Source organism: Halalkalibacter alkaliphilus (assembly GCF_023555415.1).
GTDB lineage: Bacteria > Bacillota > Bacilli > Bacillales > Bacillaceae_D > Halalkalibacter > Halalkalibacter alkaliphilus.
Map to the genome: position 1 here is coordinate 79435 of NZ_JAKRYL010000002.1, position 16375 is coordinate 95809.

Annotated in this window: 13 protein-coding genes and 1 riboswitch; of the genes, 12 read left to right on the plus strand and 1 reads right to left on the minus strand. The window is 38.7% G+C overall.

What is annotated here, in order from left to right:
- The first annotated feature begins 422 nt into the window (after positions 1-422).
- From MF646_RS01950 to MF646_RS01980, 7 genes are all read left to right on the plus strand, one after another.
- Positions 423-1634, plus strand: coding sequence for a M20 family metallopeptidase (locus MF646_RS01950; protein ID WP_275980176.1), 1212 nt, complete (start codon positions 423-425; stop codon positions 1632-1634).
- Between the two features lie 239 nt (positions 1635-1873).
- Complete coding sequence (locus MF646_RS01955; RefSeq protein WP_250094811.1) at positions 1874-2257, plus strand: hypothetical protein; 384 nt, start codon at positions 1874-1876, stop codon at positions 2255-2257.
- Between the two features lie 35 nt (positions 2258-2292).
- Positions 2293-3060 carry a metallophosphoesterase gene (locus MF646_RS01960; protein WP_250095056.1) on the plus strand — a complete coding sequence of 256 codons (768 nt, stop codon included), beginning with the start codon at positions 2293-2295 and terminating at the stop codon, positions 3058-3060.
- A 170-nt stretch (positions 3061-3230) separates the two neighbouring features.
- Positions 3231-4133 (plus strand): MerR family transcriptional regulator, encoded by a 903-nt coding sequence (locus tag MF646_RS01965; RefSeq protein ID WP_250094812.1) that lies wholly within the window; start codon positions 3231-3233, stop codon positions 4131-4133.
- Between the two features lie 119 nt (positions 4134-4252).
- Positions 4253-4852, plus strand: a complete 600-nt coding sequence (locus MF646_RS01970) for a genetic competence negative regulator (RefSeq protein ID WP_250094813.1) — start codon at positions 4253-4255, stop codon at positions 4850-4852.
- A 167-nt stretch (positions 4853-5019) separates the two neighbouring features.
- A complete protein-coding gene (locus tag MF646_RS01975) occupies positions 5020-6282 on the plus strand; it encodes a Glu/Leu/Phe/Val family dehydrogenase (protein WP_250094814.1) in 1263 nt (420 codons plus the stop codon).
- 110 nt (positions 6283-6392) lie between these two features.
- Entirely contained in the window at positions 6393-7361 is a 969-nt protein-coding gene (locus tag MF646_RS01980; RefSeq protein ID WP_250094815.1) for a YpdA family putative bacillithiol disulfide reductase, read from the plus strand.
- Between the two features lie 130 nt (positions 7362-7491).
- Here the strand turns inward: MF646_RS01980 and MF646_RS01985 are convergent, their stop codons facing one another.
- Complete coding sequence (locus MF646_RS01985) at positions 7492-8460, minus strand: asparaginase (protein ID WP_250094816.1); 969 nt, start codon at positions 8458-8460, stop codon at positions 7492-7494.
- Between the two features lie 104 nt (positions 8461-8564).
- Here MF646_RS01985 and prsW point away from each other — a divergent pair, with 104 nt between their 5' ends.
- The 5 genes from prsW to metH all read left to right on the plus strand — a co-directional run bounded on the left by prsW (position 8565) and on the right by metH (position 16187).
- Positions 8565-9212 carry a glutamic-type intramembrane protease PrsW gene (gene prsW / locus MF646_RS01990; RefSeq protein ID WP_250094817.1) on the plus strand — a complete coding sequence of 216 codons (648 nt, stop codon included), beginning with the start codon at positions 8565-8567 and terminating at the stop codon, positions 9210-9212.
- A gap of 34 nt (positions 9213-9246) precedes the next feature.
- Positions 9247-9408, plus strand: a complete 162-nt coding sequence (locus MF646_RS01995) for a hypothetical protein (protein WP_250094818.1) — start codon at positions 9247-9249, stop codon at positions 9406-9408.
- Positions 9409-9548: 140 nt separating this feature from the next.
- A riboswitch (SAM riboswitch) is annotated at positions 9549-9652 on the plus strand.
- 94 nt (positions 9653-9746) lie between these two features.
- Positions 9747-10865, plus strand: coding sequence for a methionine biosynthesis PLP-dependent protein (locus tag MF646_RS02000; protein ID WP_250094819.1), 1119 nt, complete (start codon positions 9747-9749; stop codon positions 10863-10865).
- On the plus strand, positions 10862-12700 hold the full coding sequence (locus MF646_RS02005) for a bifunctional homocysteine S-methyltransferase/methylenetetrahydrofolate reductase (RefSeq protein WP_250094820.1): 1839 nt from the start codon (positions 10862-10864) through the stop codon (positions 12698-12700). The genes MF646_RS02000 and MF646_RS02005 overlap by 4 nt, the downstream gene beginning before the upstream one ends.
- A gap of 34 nt (positions 12701-12734) precedes the next feature.
- A complete protein-coding gene (gene metH, locus MF646_RS02010; protein ID WP_250094821.1) occupies positions 12735-16187 on the plus strand; it encodes a methionine synthase in 3453 nt (1150 codons plus the stop codon).
- Positions 16188-16375: the final 188 nt, after the last annotated feature.

Genomic DNA, 16375 nt, shown 5'->3' on the forward strand with positions numbered 1-16375 from the left:
ACCTTATTTTGTGACAAAACGGAAATTTCTTCAATTTGTCACAAAGTTATTTCTAAAGGTTTTCTTATTTATGCTACTATTTATATAGTGTAAATGTGAAAAAAGAAAATGAGTTACTTAAGCAGGGAGTGAAGCAAAAAATGACAGCGGTACAACTTGTTGCAATTCTTAGCATTGGTCTTTTGGCTATGGCTTCGGCTGTTGCAATGGCCATTTATATGTTGAAGGTATCCGAGCATTCTGAATAAGTTGGTTAAGAAGGAGAGACGATGAGTCTCTCTTTTTTTTTGGGGGTTATCCCATAATATTAATCGGCTAACCATTTTTATATTTTCATATAGTATTTTGGGAAAAGTGCTAACATTCTGGGTTTTCTTTTCGGGGTGCGAAGAGTACAATAGAATGATAAGGAGGGGTGTTCGTTGATAGATAAGTTATTAACTAGATTAGAAGAATTATACCCAGAAATGGTAGATTTACGACGAATGCTGCACGCAGAACCTGAATTATCGTTTCAAGAGGAGAAAACACCTGAAATGATTGCCGATTACCTTGAACGTTTAGGTGTGGTTGTGAAAAGAAACGTTGGTGGTCGTGGGGTATTAGGCTACATACATGGAGGAAAGCCAGGAAAAACTGTTGCGTTACGAGCAGATTTTGATGCATTGCCGATTCATGAGGAAACAGGATTGCCATTTGCATCGAAACGCCCAGGTGTCATGCATGCATGCGGGCACGATGGTCATACCGCTACTTTACTTGTGCTTGCAAAAGTATTAATGGAACAGCGTGAACAAATAGAAGGTACGATTGTGTTGATTCATCAATTTGCAGAGGAACTTGCCCCGGGTGGAGCAATTGAAATGATTAAGGATGGTTGTTTGAACGGTGTGGATGCGATATTTGGTACACACCTCTGGTCAACGATGCCGCTTGGCCAAATTGGATATCGTCAAGGGCCTATCATGGCTGCTGCAGATCGATTTGACCTTGTTATCCGTGGTCGAGGAGGTCATGGAGCTAGCCCTCATGAGACGGTTGATTCAATTGCTGTAGCCGCTAGCATTGTTAGTCAACTCCAGCACATCGTAAGTAGAAATATTGATCCTTTAAAATCAGCCGTTGTTAGCATCGGCTCGTTTCATGCAGGTGGAGCGTTCAATGTGATTGCTGATTCAGCGACAATTGTTGGTACAGTTCGAACATTTGATGAAACGGTACAAGAACTTATTATTGAACGAATCGAACAAATAACGAAAGGAATTTGTCAGGCGATGGGGGCGGATTATACGTTAGACTATAAAAAAGGATATCCTGCCGTCGTTAATGATGAACTAGAGACAAATCATTTTGTTCATGTAGCAAAACAAATAGAACAAGACTTTGTTGTTCATGAAATGGACCCTGTTATGGGTGGAGAGGATTTTGCATATTATCTTCAACATGTACCAGGCACGTTCTTTTTTACAGGAGCAGGAAATGAAGAAAACGGAATAATTTATCCTCATCATCATCCGAAATTTGATTTTGATGAGAAAGCGATGCTTATTGCAGCTAAATGTTTAGGGAAAGTAGCACTTGACTTTTTAAGTCGTACTGAACAAGTAAAAGGAAAAGAAGAACTACCTTCCTAAACATAAAGTAAAAGGGTGTCTCAAAAGTACTAAACAGGTACAATGGCTCTGTTCGCTACATGCAGTCAAGTGTGTAATCCACTCGTCTCATGCTTCGGGAGTGTCTCAAAAGGTCAAAATCAGACCTGTTGAGACACTCCTTTTTGTTTTCAATAATCCACCTACTATTTAGGGGCTTATCGTGAAACAAGTCGTCTCTTTAGAAAGATTTTGCATATAGTGTAATAGGAGGTGGCTTTATGCTGGCAATATGGATTTATAAGAGATTTTTGTTGCTTATTGCGGCATATGGTGGAGTGTTGGTAGCATTAAGTTTGTTCCCAAAGGTGCCTGTTTGGTCACTGTCATCATTTCTTGGAGAAGTGTTATTTTCTCCATTAAAATTATTATTTGCTGTGTTTCTTTTTATAGTAGGTTTTCTTGCATATTCATTATTTGTCAGAGATATCATCATCATATGGAAGACAAGTTATTCCGTTCCTTTCCACATTCCTAGAATGTTCTTTGTGGTTGCTGCCTGTTTATCTTGGATTCATTTATTCTATTATAATGGCATTGCAGCCTTTATCGTCTTAGGGTTGGCTTTGTGGTATGGTATTATGGATGTTGGATTAATTAGATAATGAAAAGGAGAAATGAAGGTGTTTCGTTCTTGGACATGAGAGGAATCACATTATTATTAGTTGTAGTAGCATTACTCATCTTATTATTTTATATGGCATTTGAAGCAAAGAGAAATCGAATTAGTAAGCAAACCATTACTTTTCGTTCGCTTCCAAAGGCATTCAATGGTTATCGGCTCTTTTTTATTAGTGATGTACATAGAAGAGTCATTCCACAACCTCTTCTGCAAAAGATAGCTAAAGAAACCGACATCATTATTATTGGTGGGGACTTGTGTGAAAAAAGAGTCCCGCTAGCACGAATAGAAACGAATTTAAAACATTTATCAAAGATTGCACCGTGTTTATTTATTTGGGGAAATAATGATGAGGAAGTTGGTGTTCATAACTTACGCAGGATGTTTAAGGAACATGGTATTATCGAGTTAAATAATGACATGGAGTTTATTCAAAAGGGTGATGATGAACTAATAATTGCTAGTGTCAATGATGTTGAACATGATATACCACTAGAGCACTACTATATTCCAAGGGAGACATTTTCGATCTTGGTTTGTCATTTTCCTGAAGTAACAGAGATTCTTAAACCAGATCATCCGTTTTCGTTAATATTAAGCGGCCATACCCATGGTGGTCAGATTAGGTTATTTGGGTGGGGGATAGCTAAAAAAGGGCAATGGATTGAAACTGATTCTTACAAACAGCTAATTAGTAATGGTTATGGGACCACAGGGCTACCGTTAAGACTAGGTGCACCTTGTGAAACTCATCTGATTACGTTAACGAGAGAAGAAGTTAGCTGATACTTTTAAATAATATAATTATAAGGATGTACAAATTGGGAGGAATTTCCCAAGTACATCCTCCTTTTGTTTTACACAAAAGTATGTTTTCGCTATACTAAATGGATAATTAGTTCGATGTTGTGTTCATTCAAGAGGGGAAAGTGTTTGTGGATCTAGGAGGAAAGAATATGGCTTCAAAAGAAGGGAAGTATAACATCAAGGCGATCTCAAAAATGCTTGGAATCCAAGCGGGAACGTTACGAGCATGGGAACGGCGCTATCACATAATTGAGCCTGTTCGAAATACAGCGGGGCATAGACTCTATTCAGATGAACATGTCGCTATTTTAAAATGGCTAATTGACAAGGTCAATAAAGGTTTTACGATTGGACAAGCTGTTGATCTTTTTGAAAAAAGCTATGCTACAGTGGAGCCTGCCGAATCGATGTACGAGAATGATTACTCTATTCGGCTTGCTGATGATATTTTAGGATCCCTATTATCTTTTCAGGAGAACAAGGCGAATCAACTGTTGGATCAAGCATTTAGTTTGTTTAGTATCGATAAAGTAACAATTGATATACTTGGTGCATTACTTGTTAAAGTAGGGAGTAAGTGGGAAAACAATGAAATTACAGTGGCGCATGAACATTTTGTAACTTCCTATTTACGTACAAGAATTGGCATGGTCTTTCATGGGATGCCAATAGATGCGTTTAAACCAAACGTCGTGTGTGTATGTGGCCCCAATGAGACCCACGAGTTAGGGTTACTAATTTTTACGTTATTTTTAAGACGTAAAGGTTTTGAAGTAGTATATCTAGGTGCAGGGATTCCAGAATCAGATCTTGAAGTAGTTATTCGTGAGGTAGAAGCCGAATTATTTTTTACATCGTGTACAATGGAGCAAAACCTTGATTCCACATTAAAAGTTATTGACGAGTTGCAAGCGCGTTTTTCTCATTTAATTATCGGAGCAGGTGGTTCTGCCTTTGACAGTCTTGGAGTTCGACAAAAGTCTACATATCAAAATTATATTTTAGGGAATACACGAGAGGACTGGGAAATTTGGTTGAAAAATAACTTGTAAAATTGTAAATAATGGTCATGTGTATCGAACCTTCTTTTCTGTTTTCTCATATTGTGTAGTAAGACGATTTTGACGGAACGAGCAGTAGGAATAGGTGTTCGTAAAAAGGAGGGTTTCAAATGCGTCTTGAGCGTTTAAATACAAACAAATTCAAAGCATTCCTAACCTTTGATGATATGCGTGAAAGAGGATTAACGAAAGAAGACTTATGGCAAGATTTGCCGAAAGTTCATGATTTATTTCGTGATATGATTCTAGAGGCAGATGATGAACTTGGTTTTAAAGTAGATGGACCTATTGCCGTAGAAGTCTACGCAATGCCTGCGCAAGGAATGGTCATTATCGTTTCGAAAAGTACATCAGATGAAGATTTTGATGAAGAAGGATTTGAAGAAGGATATATTGAAATGCAAGTAACTCTTGATGAAACGGAAGATATCTTCTATGAATTTGCTGATATTGAGGATGTGATTGCTCTATCTTCTAGGCTATTCCATTTCGGAATACAAGGTGGATCACTTTATTCATATAAGGACCAATATTTCATCAAATTTGAAGAGTTTGATGTCGATTTTGTCGATGAGGAAACATTTGTTGCGTTGCTTGCTGAGTTCGGAAACCCATCAACCGTTTCTTCTTATGTCGTTGAGGAATATGGAAAACGACTCATTAAATACGATTCTATTCGAGAGCTTTACGGAACATTTATTAATAAATAAGAACTGATAATTTCGTTGTCAGTTCTTTTTTTGTGAATAGGAAAGAATGACAAGTTTTTTTGAAATTCTTTAAAGAAAAGTTATATTTTAGCTGGAAAAGTAAGTACTGTTTCATTATAGTTAGAAGTGATAAAAAGCTTTAATTCCATTATTGAGGTGAAAAAGGAATGGCAGAAAATAAACAGCAAGCAGAACAATTAGACGTGCTTGCAGCGACACAAAGTGTCATTAAAAAGGCGTTGGACAAGCTTGGTTATCCAGAAGAAATGTATGAATTAATGAAAGAACCGATTCGTATGTTAACCGTTCGAATTCCTGTTAAAATGGATGACGGTTCGACTAAAATTTTTACTGGGTACAGAGCGCAGCATAATGATTCGGTTGGTCCAACAAAAGGTGGTGTCAGATTTCATCCAGGTGTAACAGAAAAAGAGGTGAAAGCTCTTTCTATTTGGATGAGTCTAAAAGCTGGCATTGTCGATCTTCCTTATGGTGGAGGGAAGGGAGGAATTATTTGTGACCCACGAGAAATGTCTTTCCGTGAACTTGAGCGTGTCAGTCGTGGATATGTTCGTGCGATTAGTCAAATCGTAGGTCCTACAAAGGATATTCCCGCACCTGATGTTTTTACAAATTCTCAAATCATGGCTTGGATGCTTGATGAATATAGTCGCATTCGTGAGTTTGACTCTCCTGGTTTTATAACAGGGAAGCCACTTGTTCTCGGGGGGTCCCACGGCAGGGAATCGGCGACGGCTAAAGGAGTGACAATTTGCATTCGTGAAGCGGCTAAGAAAAAAGGAATTGATTTAGACGGAGCTCGCGTTGTTATTCAAGGTTTCGGAAATGCGGGGAGTTTCTTAGCGAAATTTATGCATGATGCAGGTGCATTAGTTGTTGGAATCTCGGATGCTTATGGGGGTCTATATGATCCCGACGGCTTAGATATTGATTACCTATTAGATCGTCGTGATAGTTTTGGTACGGTTACAAAGCTTTTTAGAGAAACGATTTCCAATCAAGAATTGCTTGAATTGGATTGTGATATATTAGTGCCAGCGGCAATTGAAAATCAAATTACGGAAGCAAATGCGGACCGAATTAAAGCATCAATTGTCGTCGAAGCTGCCAATGGACCAACAACAATGGAAGCAACACGTATTTTAACCGAGCGTGATGTTCTGCTCGTGCCAGATGTTCTTGCAAGCGCCGGTGGAGTAACGGTTTCGTATTTTGAGTGGGTGCAAAACAATCAAGGATACTATTGGACGGAAGATGAAGTAGAAGGAAAGTTGGAAGCCGTCATGGTTGGTTCTTTTGATAATATATATAAATTAGCTAAAGTTCGGAAAGTAGATATGCGTCTTGCTGCTTACATGATCGGAGTACGGAAGATGGCTGAAGCATCAAGGTTCCGTGGTTGGGTGTAACTGAATAAAGTATAAAAGGGAGACTCAGAAAGATCAAATGTGCCTACAAATTAGAAGTTTGGGGCATTTTGTGAGTTTCCCTATTTGATTTATAAAGAGAAGGTGAACATATGTTAAGGGAAGAGATCGTTATAGTAGGTGGTGGACCTTGTGGGCTTGCAGCAGCTATTGCTTGTATGGAACAAGGATTCGAACCACTTGTTATTGAGAAGGATAATGTCGTTAGCGCTATTCATCGGTATCCAACACACCAAACGTTTTTTAGTACGAGTGAAAAGTTGGAGATAGGTGGTGTGCCATTTGTCATTGAAGAACGAAAACCTAGAAGAAACCAAGCGCTTGTCTATTACAGAGAAGTGGTTAAAAGGAAAAATATACGCGTAAGGGCATATGAACATGTTGAAAATGTTCAAAAGCAAAAAGAAGGTCATTTTTACATAAAGACGTCAAAGGAAGAATACATAGCTGATCATGTAATTATTGCTACAGGCTACTATGATTCTCCAAATATGATGAACATACCAGGGGAAGACCAAAGTCACGTCCTTCATTATTTCAAGGAAGCTCATCCTTATTTTGATATGGACGTTGTTGTGATTGGAGGTAAGAATTCTGCTGTAGATGCAGCATTAGAGCTAGAAAAGGCAGGGGCTCGAGTAACGAATTTGTACCGTGGTAGTGAATATTCTACTAGTGTTAAGCCTTGGATCCTACCAGAATTTGAGTCGCTTGTTCGTCATGAAAAAATAAACATGGTGTTTAATGCAGAGGTCGTAGAAATTACAGATAATGAAGTTGTCTATCAAGTAGGAGAAAAGGTAGAAAGGGTGCGTGCACAATTTGTCTTTGCGATGACCGGTTATCATCCAGACCATTCGTTTTTAAGAGAAATGGGGGTTCTTGTTGACCAAGAAAGTGGACGACCACATTTTAATCCTAATTCGATGGAAACAAACGTAGAAGGATTATATATTGCAGGTGTCATTGCTGCTGGAAATAATGCGAATGAAATCTTCATTGAAAATGGACGTTTTCACGGTGCGCAGATCGCTAACTCTATTCAAAGTAAGAAAAAATAAAAATGAGGCAGTTACAAAGGTCAATTCTTTGACCTTTTGTGACTGCCTTTTTAGAAGGTCGTTCCCTGACCTTTTGAGACTTTGTATTATAGATTTAAACAAATCATTATTTAAAAATGAGTGCTATGGATTATTTATAAAAAAGCTCCTGAATCGTTGAGTGATCCGTTGATTGTTCTAAAACAGCCATTAGTTTCAGTCTTGCCTTTTGACCGTTTAAGCCGTTTGTAAAAATGACGCCGATCTCTTTTAATGTACGACCACCGCCTTCGTACGCATAAGTATCTTGGACGACGCCGTTGAAACAACGAGATACAAGGACTACCGGTATATTTCGAGCGATCAATGACTTTAGTGCAGGCATAATGGTTGGAGGGACATTCCCTTGACCGAATGCTTCAATAACTAACCCATCAATGTGAGTGTTTGCAACGGCTTCGATAATTGTTTCATCCATGCCAGCAAAGGTCTTTAACAAGGCTACTTTTTTCGTCATTTGTGTAACAGGGTGGCAATCACGTTTCGTTAATGTATGGTGAAAAAACACCCCTCGTTTCGTAACAATTCCGATTGGACCGTATTGAGGGCTTTGGAATGTCGCAATATTACTTGAATGAGTTTTCGTTACATTTTTTGCTGTGTGAATTTCGTCATTTAAGACAACGAGAACTCCTTTTCCTCGGGCCTCGTCACTTGCTGCTACTCTTACTGATGCAATTAGATTATGTGGACCATCGGCACCAAGCTCATTACTAGAACGCATCGCGCCTGTAATAATCACAGGAGTATCCCAGTCAAGAATAAGGTCTAGTAAATAGGCTGTTTCTTCTAGGGTGTCCGTCCCATGAGTGACAACAATGCCATCTAATTGATCATCTTCCACACGCTCTTTTAACCTTTTTGCTAAATCAACCATTAAACTAGGCGTCATGTGAGGAGAAGGTAGATTTAAGTAATCATCCACAATCACGGAGGCAATGGTTGATAGCGATTCAATAGTGGAATATAATGGGTTTATTAAGTTTGGTTGAACGGCTCCATGTTCATTTTCTTGCATGGCGATGGTGCCACCAGTATGTAAAACAAGAATTTTCTTCAAAAAGGTCACCCCAATATCACAATGTTTTGCATAATTATATTATTTTATCATATAAGTTTTTGTTTGAATAATAAATTGTAACGCAAGGGGAAAGGATTGGCGAATTGTTTGCACTTATTACAGCAGCAATAGCTCCAGGAATGGCATTATTATCATATTTTTATTTGCGAAATCATTATAGTTCAAATACGGTTTCGCTTGTTTTTCGAACGTTTTTAATTGGAGTGTTACTTGTATTTCCTGTAATGGTTTTACAATATGCATTCACGACGGAAGGGTATTTTACCCATCCATTTACAAGAGCCTTCTTTTTGTATGGGTTTGTGGAAGAATTCTTCAAATGGTTTCTACTTTGGGTTTTTGTGTATCAACATGCGACCTTTGCGAGACGCTATGATGGAATCGTCTATGGCGCCTCTCTCTCACTAGGATTTGCAACATTAGAAAATGTTTTTTATTTAATAGCTAACGGCTTAGAAACAGCCTTTGGCCGAGCTTTATTGCCCGTATCTAGTCACGCTTTATACGGTGTTATCATGGGGTATTATCTTGGTAGAGCAAAAGTAGAGGAAGATAAAAGGGTGAAACATTTGACGTTTTCGTTAAGTTTGCCTATTATTTTACACGGCGTATATGATTTTATATTGCTTTTTTTCGGAATGTATTTCTTAGTTGCATTAATTCCGTTTATGTTTTTTCTGTGGTGGGTAGCGTTAAAAAAGGTGAAACGAGCTAACCAATTAGACGTATAAGATCGTCGAATTTAATAAGTAAAGGGTGATCAATATGGCTGAAGGACGTTATCGTGTTGTGATTCGTTGTCCAGTTTGTAGTGAAAAATATATTCTACGTGGGAGTAGAAATGAAAAAGGTGAATATGAAACAGGCTTCAAGCGTTGTGTCTGTGGAAATGAAGAAAACTTAAATATTGATGCTTCCTTAGAATAAAAAATTAATATTTAAATATGTAGTGATCGTTGCTGTTGTGCTTTTTTCAATAATTTAATCTACTTGCAGGGAAAATTTCTCTTGCAAAAGTTCGAAATTTGTTGTAATTTTGATTAAATGAAAAATATGAATAATTGATTTTCTTATCAAGAGAGACGGAGGGATTGGCCCAACGATGTCTCAGCAACCAGCCGATTTCGGTCAGGTGCTAAATCCATCAAGTCGACGGCTTGGAAGATAAGGAGAGGCGATTGATAACACAACCACCTTCTTCTTATTTAAAATAGAAGGTGGTTTTTAATATTTATTGAATGATAAAAATGGTGGAGGGCTTTTAAATGAACCGTGAGAAACTTGAGACAATATTAGTACAAATTGGAAATCGTTCCGATAATCCAACAGGGACCATTAATACACCTGTGTATTTTTCAACTGCTTACAGGCACACGGGAATTGGGGAGTCGACAGGATATGATTACGCAAGGACAGGCAATCCAACTAGAGAGGTCGTAGAAAAAGCGATAGCAGAGTTAGAAGAGGGGGACCGAGGTTTTGCTTGCAGCTCAGGAATGGCAGCCATTCAAACGGTTCTATCTCTTTTTGAACAAGGAGATGAAATCTTAGCATCACAAGACCTATACGGAGGAACCTATCGGTTATTTGAACAAGGATGGAATCGGTGGGGCTTAACTTTTTCTTTTGCAGACCCTCGTAACCTTGAACAGTTTGAAAACTGTATTACAGATAAAACAAAAGCATTATTTATAGAAACACCTACGAACCCATTAATGCAAGAAGCATCGGTAGTTGATCTAGCGAAAATAGCCAAAAAATACGGAATTTTATTAATTGTTGATAATACGTTTTATACTCCGCTTTTGCAACAACCGCTAGTGGACGGTGCAGATATTGTTATACATAGCGCGTCAAAATATTTAGGTGGCCACAATGATGTTATCGCTGGTCTAATTGCTGCAAAAGGAGAAGAGCTATGTGAGCGAATTGGTTATTACCATAACGGGATTGGAGCAATCTTGTCAGCTTTTGATTCATATCAATTAATTAGAGGGATGAAGACTCTCGCTCTTCGAATGGATAAACATCAAGAAAATGCGAAAGCAATCGTAAAATATTTACAGACGCAAGAAGGTGTAATAGACGTCCTATATCCTGGAAAAGGTGGAATGATTTCTTTCCGTATATTAAAAGAAGACTGGGTTAACCCATTTTTACAGCAGTTGAAACTCGTTTCGTTTGCAGAGAGTTTAGGTGGGGTTGAGAGTTTGATGACGTACCCTGCTACGCAAACACATATGGACATCCCTGAAGATATTCGAATAGCAAATGGTGTTTGCAATCGCTTGTTACGTTTTTCTGTTGGTATTGAGCGAGCTGAGGATTTAATTGCGGATCTTGATCAAGCATTCCGTCACGTGAAAGAGAGGGAGAATGAATGAGTTTTCTAGAACAACTAGCATCAAAAGTCTTAATCGGAGATGGAGCAATGGGAACGTTGCTATACGAGCAAGGCGTCGACCAATGCTTTGAAGAAGTGAACGTAAAAAATCCAGAGATCATTCTAAATGCACATAATAGATACGTCTTGGCAGGAGCTGATGTAATTCAGTCTAATACGTATGCTGCGAACAAACTGAAACTAGAAAAATATGGGCTAGAAAAAGAGGTTCGCTCTATCAATCGTTCAGGTGTTCGTCTTGCAAAAGAAGCTTCTAGTGAAAATACATTTGTTCTAGGAACTGTTGGGGGGATTAGACGGTTTCAATTAGAAGAATGGAACCTTAACGAAATAGAGGAAGCCTTCAAAGAGCAATTAAATGAACTATTAACAGAAGGCGTTGATGGCCTTTTATTAGAAACGTTTTACGATTTGGAAGAAGCAAAAATGGCTGCAAAACTTGCGCGAAAATTAACAGATTCGCCCATAGTTGTAAATCTGTCACTTGGAGAAGTAGGTGTGATGAATGGCGGGATTGCCGTTTCTGATGCGTTTGAACAACTGACAGCTATAGGTGCTGATGTAGTAGGATTAAATTGTCGGACAGGTCCGTTTCATATGCTTCGTTCATTTGAAACGATTGCGTTACCGAAAAAGGGATTTTTATCTGCGTATCCAAATGCAAGCTTACCTGATTATCGTGATGGGCGTGTTTTCTATCAATCGAATGCAGATTATTTTCAAGATATGGGAGAGAAGTTTATTAAGCAGGGGGTTCGTTTATTAGGAGGTTGTTGTGGTACGACGCCTGAGCATATTGAAGCATTTGCTAAGGTGAGAGAAACGACAGAACCGATTACTAGTAAAACGATCAGGCCTCTAGCTAGGTTTATGCGGGAATCCATTGAAATCCCGAGAAAAGAAAAGCCGCTACCAGAAATTGTGAAAGAACGAAAGTCTGTAATTGTCGAGTTAGATCCACCTAAAAAGTTAAGTACAAAGCGGTTTATGGAAGGCGCAAAAGCACTTAAGGAAGCGGGAGTAGATGCTGTTACGATGGCTGATAATTCGCTTGCCTCCCCGCGAGTCGATAATTTAGCTCTTGGCGCAATGATTAAAGAACAGGTAGGTGCAAGACCGCTTGTCCATGTTACTTGCCGGGATAGAAACTTGATTGGATTACAGTCTCATTTAATGGGTTTACATGCATTAGGCATTGATGATGTCTTGGCGATTACAGGGGATCCGACGAAAATAGGTGATTTTCCTGGAGCTACATCCGTTTATGATGTAAGTTCCTTTCAACTTATTTCGTTTTTGAAGCAGCTGAATGAAGGAATTTCTTTTTCTGGAAAGGAATTGGGGCAGAAAGCGAATTTCTCTGTCGGTGCAGCGTTTAATCCAAATGTGAGACATTTAGATAAAGCTGTAAAGAGAATGGAGAAAAAGATTGAAAGTGGTGCTGATTACTTTATGACCCAACCAATTTACAGCATAGAACAAATGGAATCCCTAGCGAATGAAACAAAACATATAAAAGAGCCTATCTATATCGGGATTATGCCATTAACAGGTACGAGAAATGCTGAATTTCTTCATAATGAGGTGCCAGGTATTAAATTAACAGATGATATTCGAGCTGCGATGGCTGCATGTGGAGAAGACAAAGAAGCCGCTTCAGCTGAAGGGATACAAATTGCGCGATCACTAATTGACGCAGCTTTGCAATATTTTAATGGAATTTATTTAATTACACCGTTTATGCGTTATGAAATGACAGTCGAGTTAACAAAATATATTGAAGCAAGGAAACCAATTATTCAAGGAAGTAAGTAATTTAGAAGCATGCGGGAATAGAAAGGACGGACATATGGTTAAGTCTTTGTTTGAACAACAGCTAGAAAAGAAAATTCTAATCCTAGACGGTGCAATGGGGACAATGTTGCAACAAGCTGAACTAACAGCAGAGGATTTTGGTGGAGAAGAATATGAAGGATGTAATGAATATTTAAATGAAACAGCTCCTCATGTCATTGAAAACATTCATCGAGCTTATTTAAAAGCAGGGGCCGACATCATTGAAACGAATACATTTGGCTCGACAGATATTGTATTAGACGATTATGATCTTGGCTATAAAGCAGAAGAATTAAGTCGCTTGGCAACAGCCATTGCAAAAAAAGTAGCGGATGAATTCTCAACACCTGAGTGGCCACGTTTCGTTGCGGGTGCGATGGGACCAACTACAAAATCACTTTCTGTAACTGGCGGTGTAACGTTTGACAAACTAGTTGAATCTTATCATGAGCAAGCACGCGGAATTATCCGTGGTGGAGCCGATATTATGCTACTAGAAACTAGTCAAGATATGCGAAATGTCAAGGCGGGTTATTTAGGGATTGAACGAGCATTTGAAGAACTCAATGTAAAGCTGCCGATCTTTATTTCAGGTACGATTGAACCAATGGGGACAACTTTAGCCGGTCAAAATATTGAAGCATTTTATTTGTCATTAGAACATATGAATCCAGCTGTTGTTGGCTTGAATTGTGCGACAGGACCGGAATTTATGCGAGATCATATTCGTTCGTTATCTGAACTTGCAACTACGTATGTCAGTTGTTATCCAAATGCCGGTTTACCTGATGAAGAAGGACATTACCATGAGTCTCCTGAATCGCTAGCGATGAAATTACGCGGATTTGCAGAAAAGGGCTGGTTAAATGTCGTTGGGGGCTGTTGTGGTACGACACCAGATCATATAAGTGCGATGGTAGAGGCAACAAAAGACTTTCAGCCACGAACGTTTCATGAATCACACCCACATGCCGTTTCAGGGATTGAACCGCTCATTTATGATGAGAGTATGCGTCCGTTATTTGTCGGAGAACGTACCAACGTAATTGGATCTAGAAAGTTCAAGCGATTAATTGCTGAAGGAAAGTTTGAAGAAGCTTCAGAAATTGCAAGGGCGCAAGTGAAAAAAGGTGCTCACGTTATTGATGCTTGTTTAGCAGACCCAGACCGTGATGAATTAGAAGATATGGAAAACTTCCTACAATATCTTGTCAATAAAGTAAAAGTACCTTTAATGATTGATTCTACAGATGAAAAAGTTATTGAAAAGGCGTTAACCTATTCACAAGGGAAGGCGATTATTAATTCAATAAACTTAGAAGATGGCGAAGAACGATTCGAGGCTGTTATTCCGATTGTTAAAAAATACGGCGCAGCAGTTGTAGTCGGAACTATTGATGAGGATGGAATGGCTGTTACAGCTGAGAAGAAATTAGAAGTGGCAAAGCGTTCTCATGATTTACTTGTTCATAAATATGGGCTAAAACCAGAGGATATTATCTTTGATCCACTCGTTTTCCCTGTTGGTACAGGGGATGAACAGTACATTGGCTCAGCAAATGCTACTGTTGAAGGTATTCGGCTAATTAAAGAAGCTCTTCCTAAGTGTTTAACAATTTTAGGTGTGAGTAACGTTTCTTTTGGGTTACCACCAGTAGGGCGTGAAGTGTTAAACGCGGTATATTTATATCACTGTACGCAAGCAGGACTTGATTATGCGATTGTAAATACTGAAAAATTAGAACGGTATGCTTCAATTTCTGATGAAGAAAAAGAAATGGCTAGCAAGTTATTGTTCGAAACAACAGATGAAACTCTTGCTGAATTTACCGCTTTTTATCGTGGGAAGAAAGCTGAGAAAAAGGTTGATATATCAAACTTAACACTTGAAGAACGGTTAGCTTCTTACATTGTTGAAGGAACGAAGGAAGGGCTTATTGAAGATTTAAATCAAGCACTAGAGGCCTACACTGATCCATTAGATATTATTAATGGCCCCCTTATGGTTGGAATGGATGAAGTTGGCAGGTTATTCAACAATAATGAACTAATCGTAGCAGAAGTATTACAAAGTGCAGAAGTGATGAAAGCATCGGTTGCTCATCTTGAACCGCATATGGAACAGAAAGAAAACGACAATGGAAAAGGAAAAATTCTTCTTGCGACCGTAAAAGGTGATGTTCATGACATTGGCAAGAATTTAGTTGAAATTATTTTAGGGAACAATGGGTTTAAAATCGTTAACTTAGGTATTAAAGTAACGTCTAATGAATTAATTGAAGCTATAAAAAAGGAAAATCCGGATGCCATTGGCTTATCTGGTCTACTAGTAAAATCAGCACAGCAAATGGTTTTAACCGCACAAGATTTACGACAACAGGACATTTCAATCCCGATCCTTGTCGGGGGAGCGGCGCTTACAAGAAAGTTCACGGATACAAAAATTGCAGCTGAATATGATGGTCTCGTCCTATATGCAAAAGATGCGATGAATGGATTAGACATTGCTAACCGACTGGCAAAGCCAGACGAACGTGAACGACTTGCTACTGAATTAGCAGAAGCAAGAGCGAAAAAAGATGCAGTGCGCCCTGCTGAAAGGAAACCAGTACAAGATCGCCCAGTAGATGAGTTTGTTCAATCTGATGTTAAAAGGAACGGACCTATTTTTACACCTACTGATTTGGATCCGCACATTTTACGTGACTACAAGCTCTCTCATTTAGAACCGTATATTAATATGCAAATGCTACTTGGTCGCCATCTTGGTCTTCAAGGAAAAGTAAGTAGACTACTTGCAGAAAAAGATGAAAGAGCTGTTCAATTGAAAGAACGTGTGGATGAATTTTTAGATCAAGCAAAGAAAAATCAAGTCATCCAGGCGCATGGAATGTATCAATTTTTCCCTGCACAAGCAGATGGAAATGATATTATTATTTATGATCCAAAAGATCGGAAGACAGAAATTGAACGATTCACATTCCCGCGTCAAAACCATAAGCCATTCCTATGCCTAGCTGACTACTTACGTCCAGTATCAAGTGGGGAAATGGATTATGTTGGGTTTCTTGCAGTTACAGCAGGGCATGGCGTACGTGAATTAGCTGACCAAGCTAAGCGAGATGGTGATTATCTTTACAGTCATCTAATTCAGGCCGCTGCATTAGAAATAGCGGAAGGGTTTGCTGAAAGACTTCATCAACAAATGCGTGATAGAATGGGCTTTCCAGACTCAGCTGATATGACGATGGATGAACGTTTTGCCGCCAAGTATCAAGGGGTTCGTGTCTCATTTGGCTATCCTGCTTGTCCGAATCTTGAAGATCAAGAGAAATTATTTAAGTTAATACAACCAGAAAAAATTGGAATTCAATTAACGGAAGGTCACATGATGGAGCCAGAAGCTTCCGTTACAGCAATGGTATTTGCCCATCCTGAAGGCCGGTATTTTAATGTATTAGGATAAAATTAATAACAAAGTAGAGGTTATCCCAGAGGTCAAAAATAGACCTTTTGGATAACCTCTTTTTGTTGTAAATCTTGTCTCTTCAAGGCTTATAAGGAGATGTTTAGGAAGAAGATTGGTAAGAATTTGATAAGAAATTGTATAAAACTAGGTCGAAAACAAACACTATCCATATCAATCATGACCAA

Bases quoted from the DNA above. Each gene is read 5' to 3' on its own strand.
- MF646_RS01955 (WP_250094811.1), top strand. From the start codon at position 1,874: ATGCTGGCAATATGGATTTATAAGAGATTTTTGTTGCTTATTGCGGCA.
- MF646_RS01960 (WP_250095056.1), top strand. From the start codon at position 2,293: ATGAGAGGAATCACATTATTATTAGTTGTAGTAGCATTACTCATCTTA.
- MF646_RS01965 (WP_250094812.1), top strand. From the start codon at position 3,231: ATGGCTTCAAAAGAAGGGAAGTATAACATCAAGGCGATCTCAAAAATG.
- MF646_RS01970 (WP_250094813.1), top strand. From the start codon at position 4,253: ATGCGTCTTGAGCGTTTAAATACAAACAAATTCAAAGCATTCCTAACC.
- MF646_RS01975 (WP_250094814.1), top strand. From the start codon at position 5,020: ATGGCAGAAAATAAACAGCAAGCAGAACAATTAGACGTGCTTGCAGCG.
- MF646_RS01980 (WP_250094815.1), top strand. From the start codon at position 6,393: ATGTTAAGGGAAGAGATCGTTATAGTAGGTGGTGGACCTTGTGGGCTT.
- MF646_RS01995 (WP_250094818.1), top strand. From the start codon at position 9,247: ATGGCTGAAGGACGTTATCGTGTTGTGATTCGTTGTCCAGTTTGTAGT.
- MF646_RS02000 (WP_250094819.1), top strand. From the start codon at position 9,747: ATGAACCGTGAGAAACTTGAGACAATATTAGTACAAATTGGAAATCGT.
- MF646_RS02005 (WP_250094820.1), top strand. From the start codon at position 10,862: ATGAGTTTTCTAGAACAACTAGCATCAAAAGTCTTAATCGGAGATGGA.
- metH (WP_250094821.1), top strand. From the start codon at position 12,735: ATGGTTAAGTCTTTGTTTGAACAACAGCTAGAAAAGAAAATTCTAATC.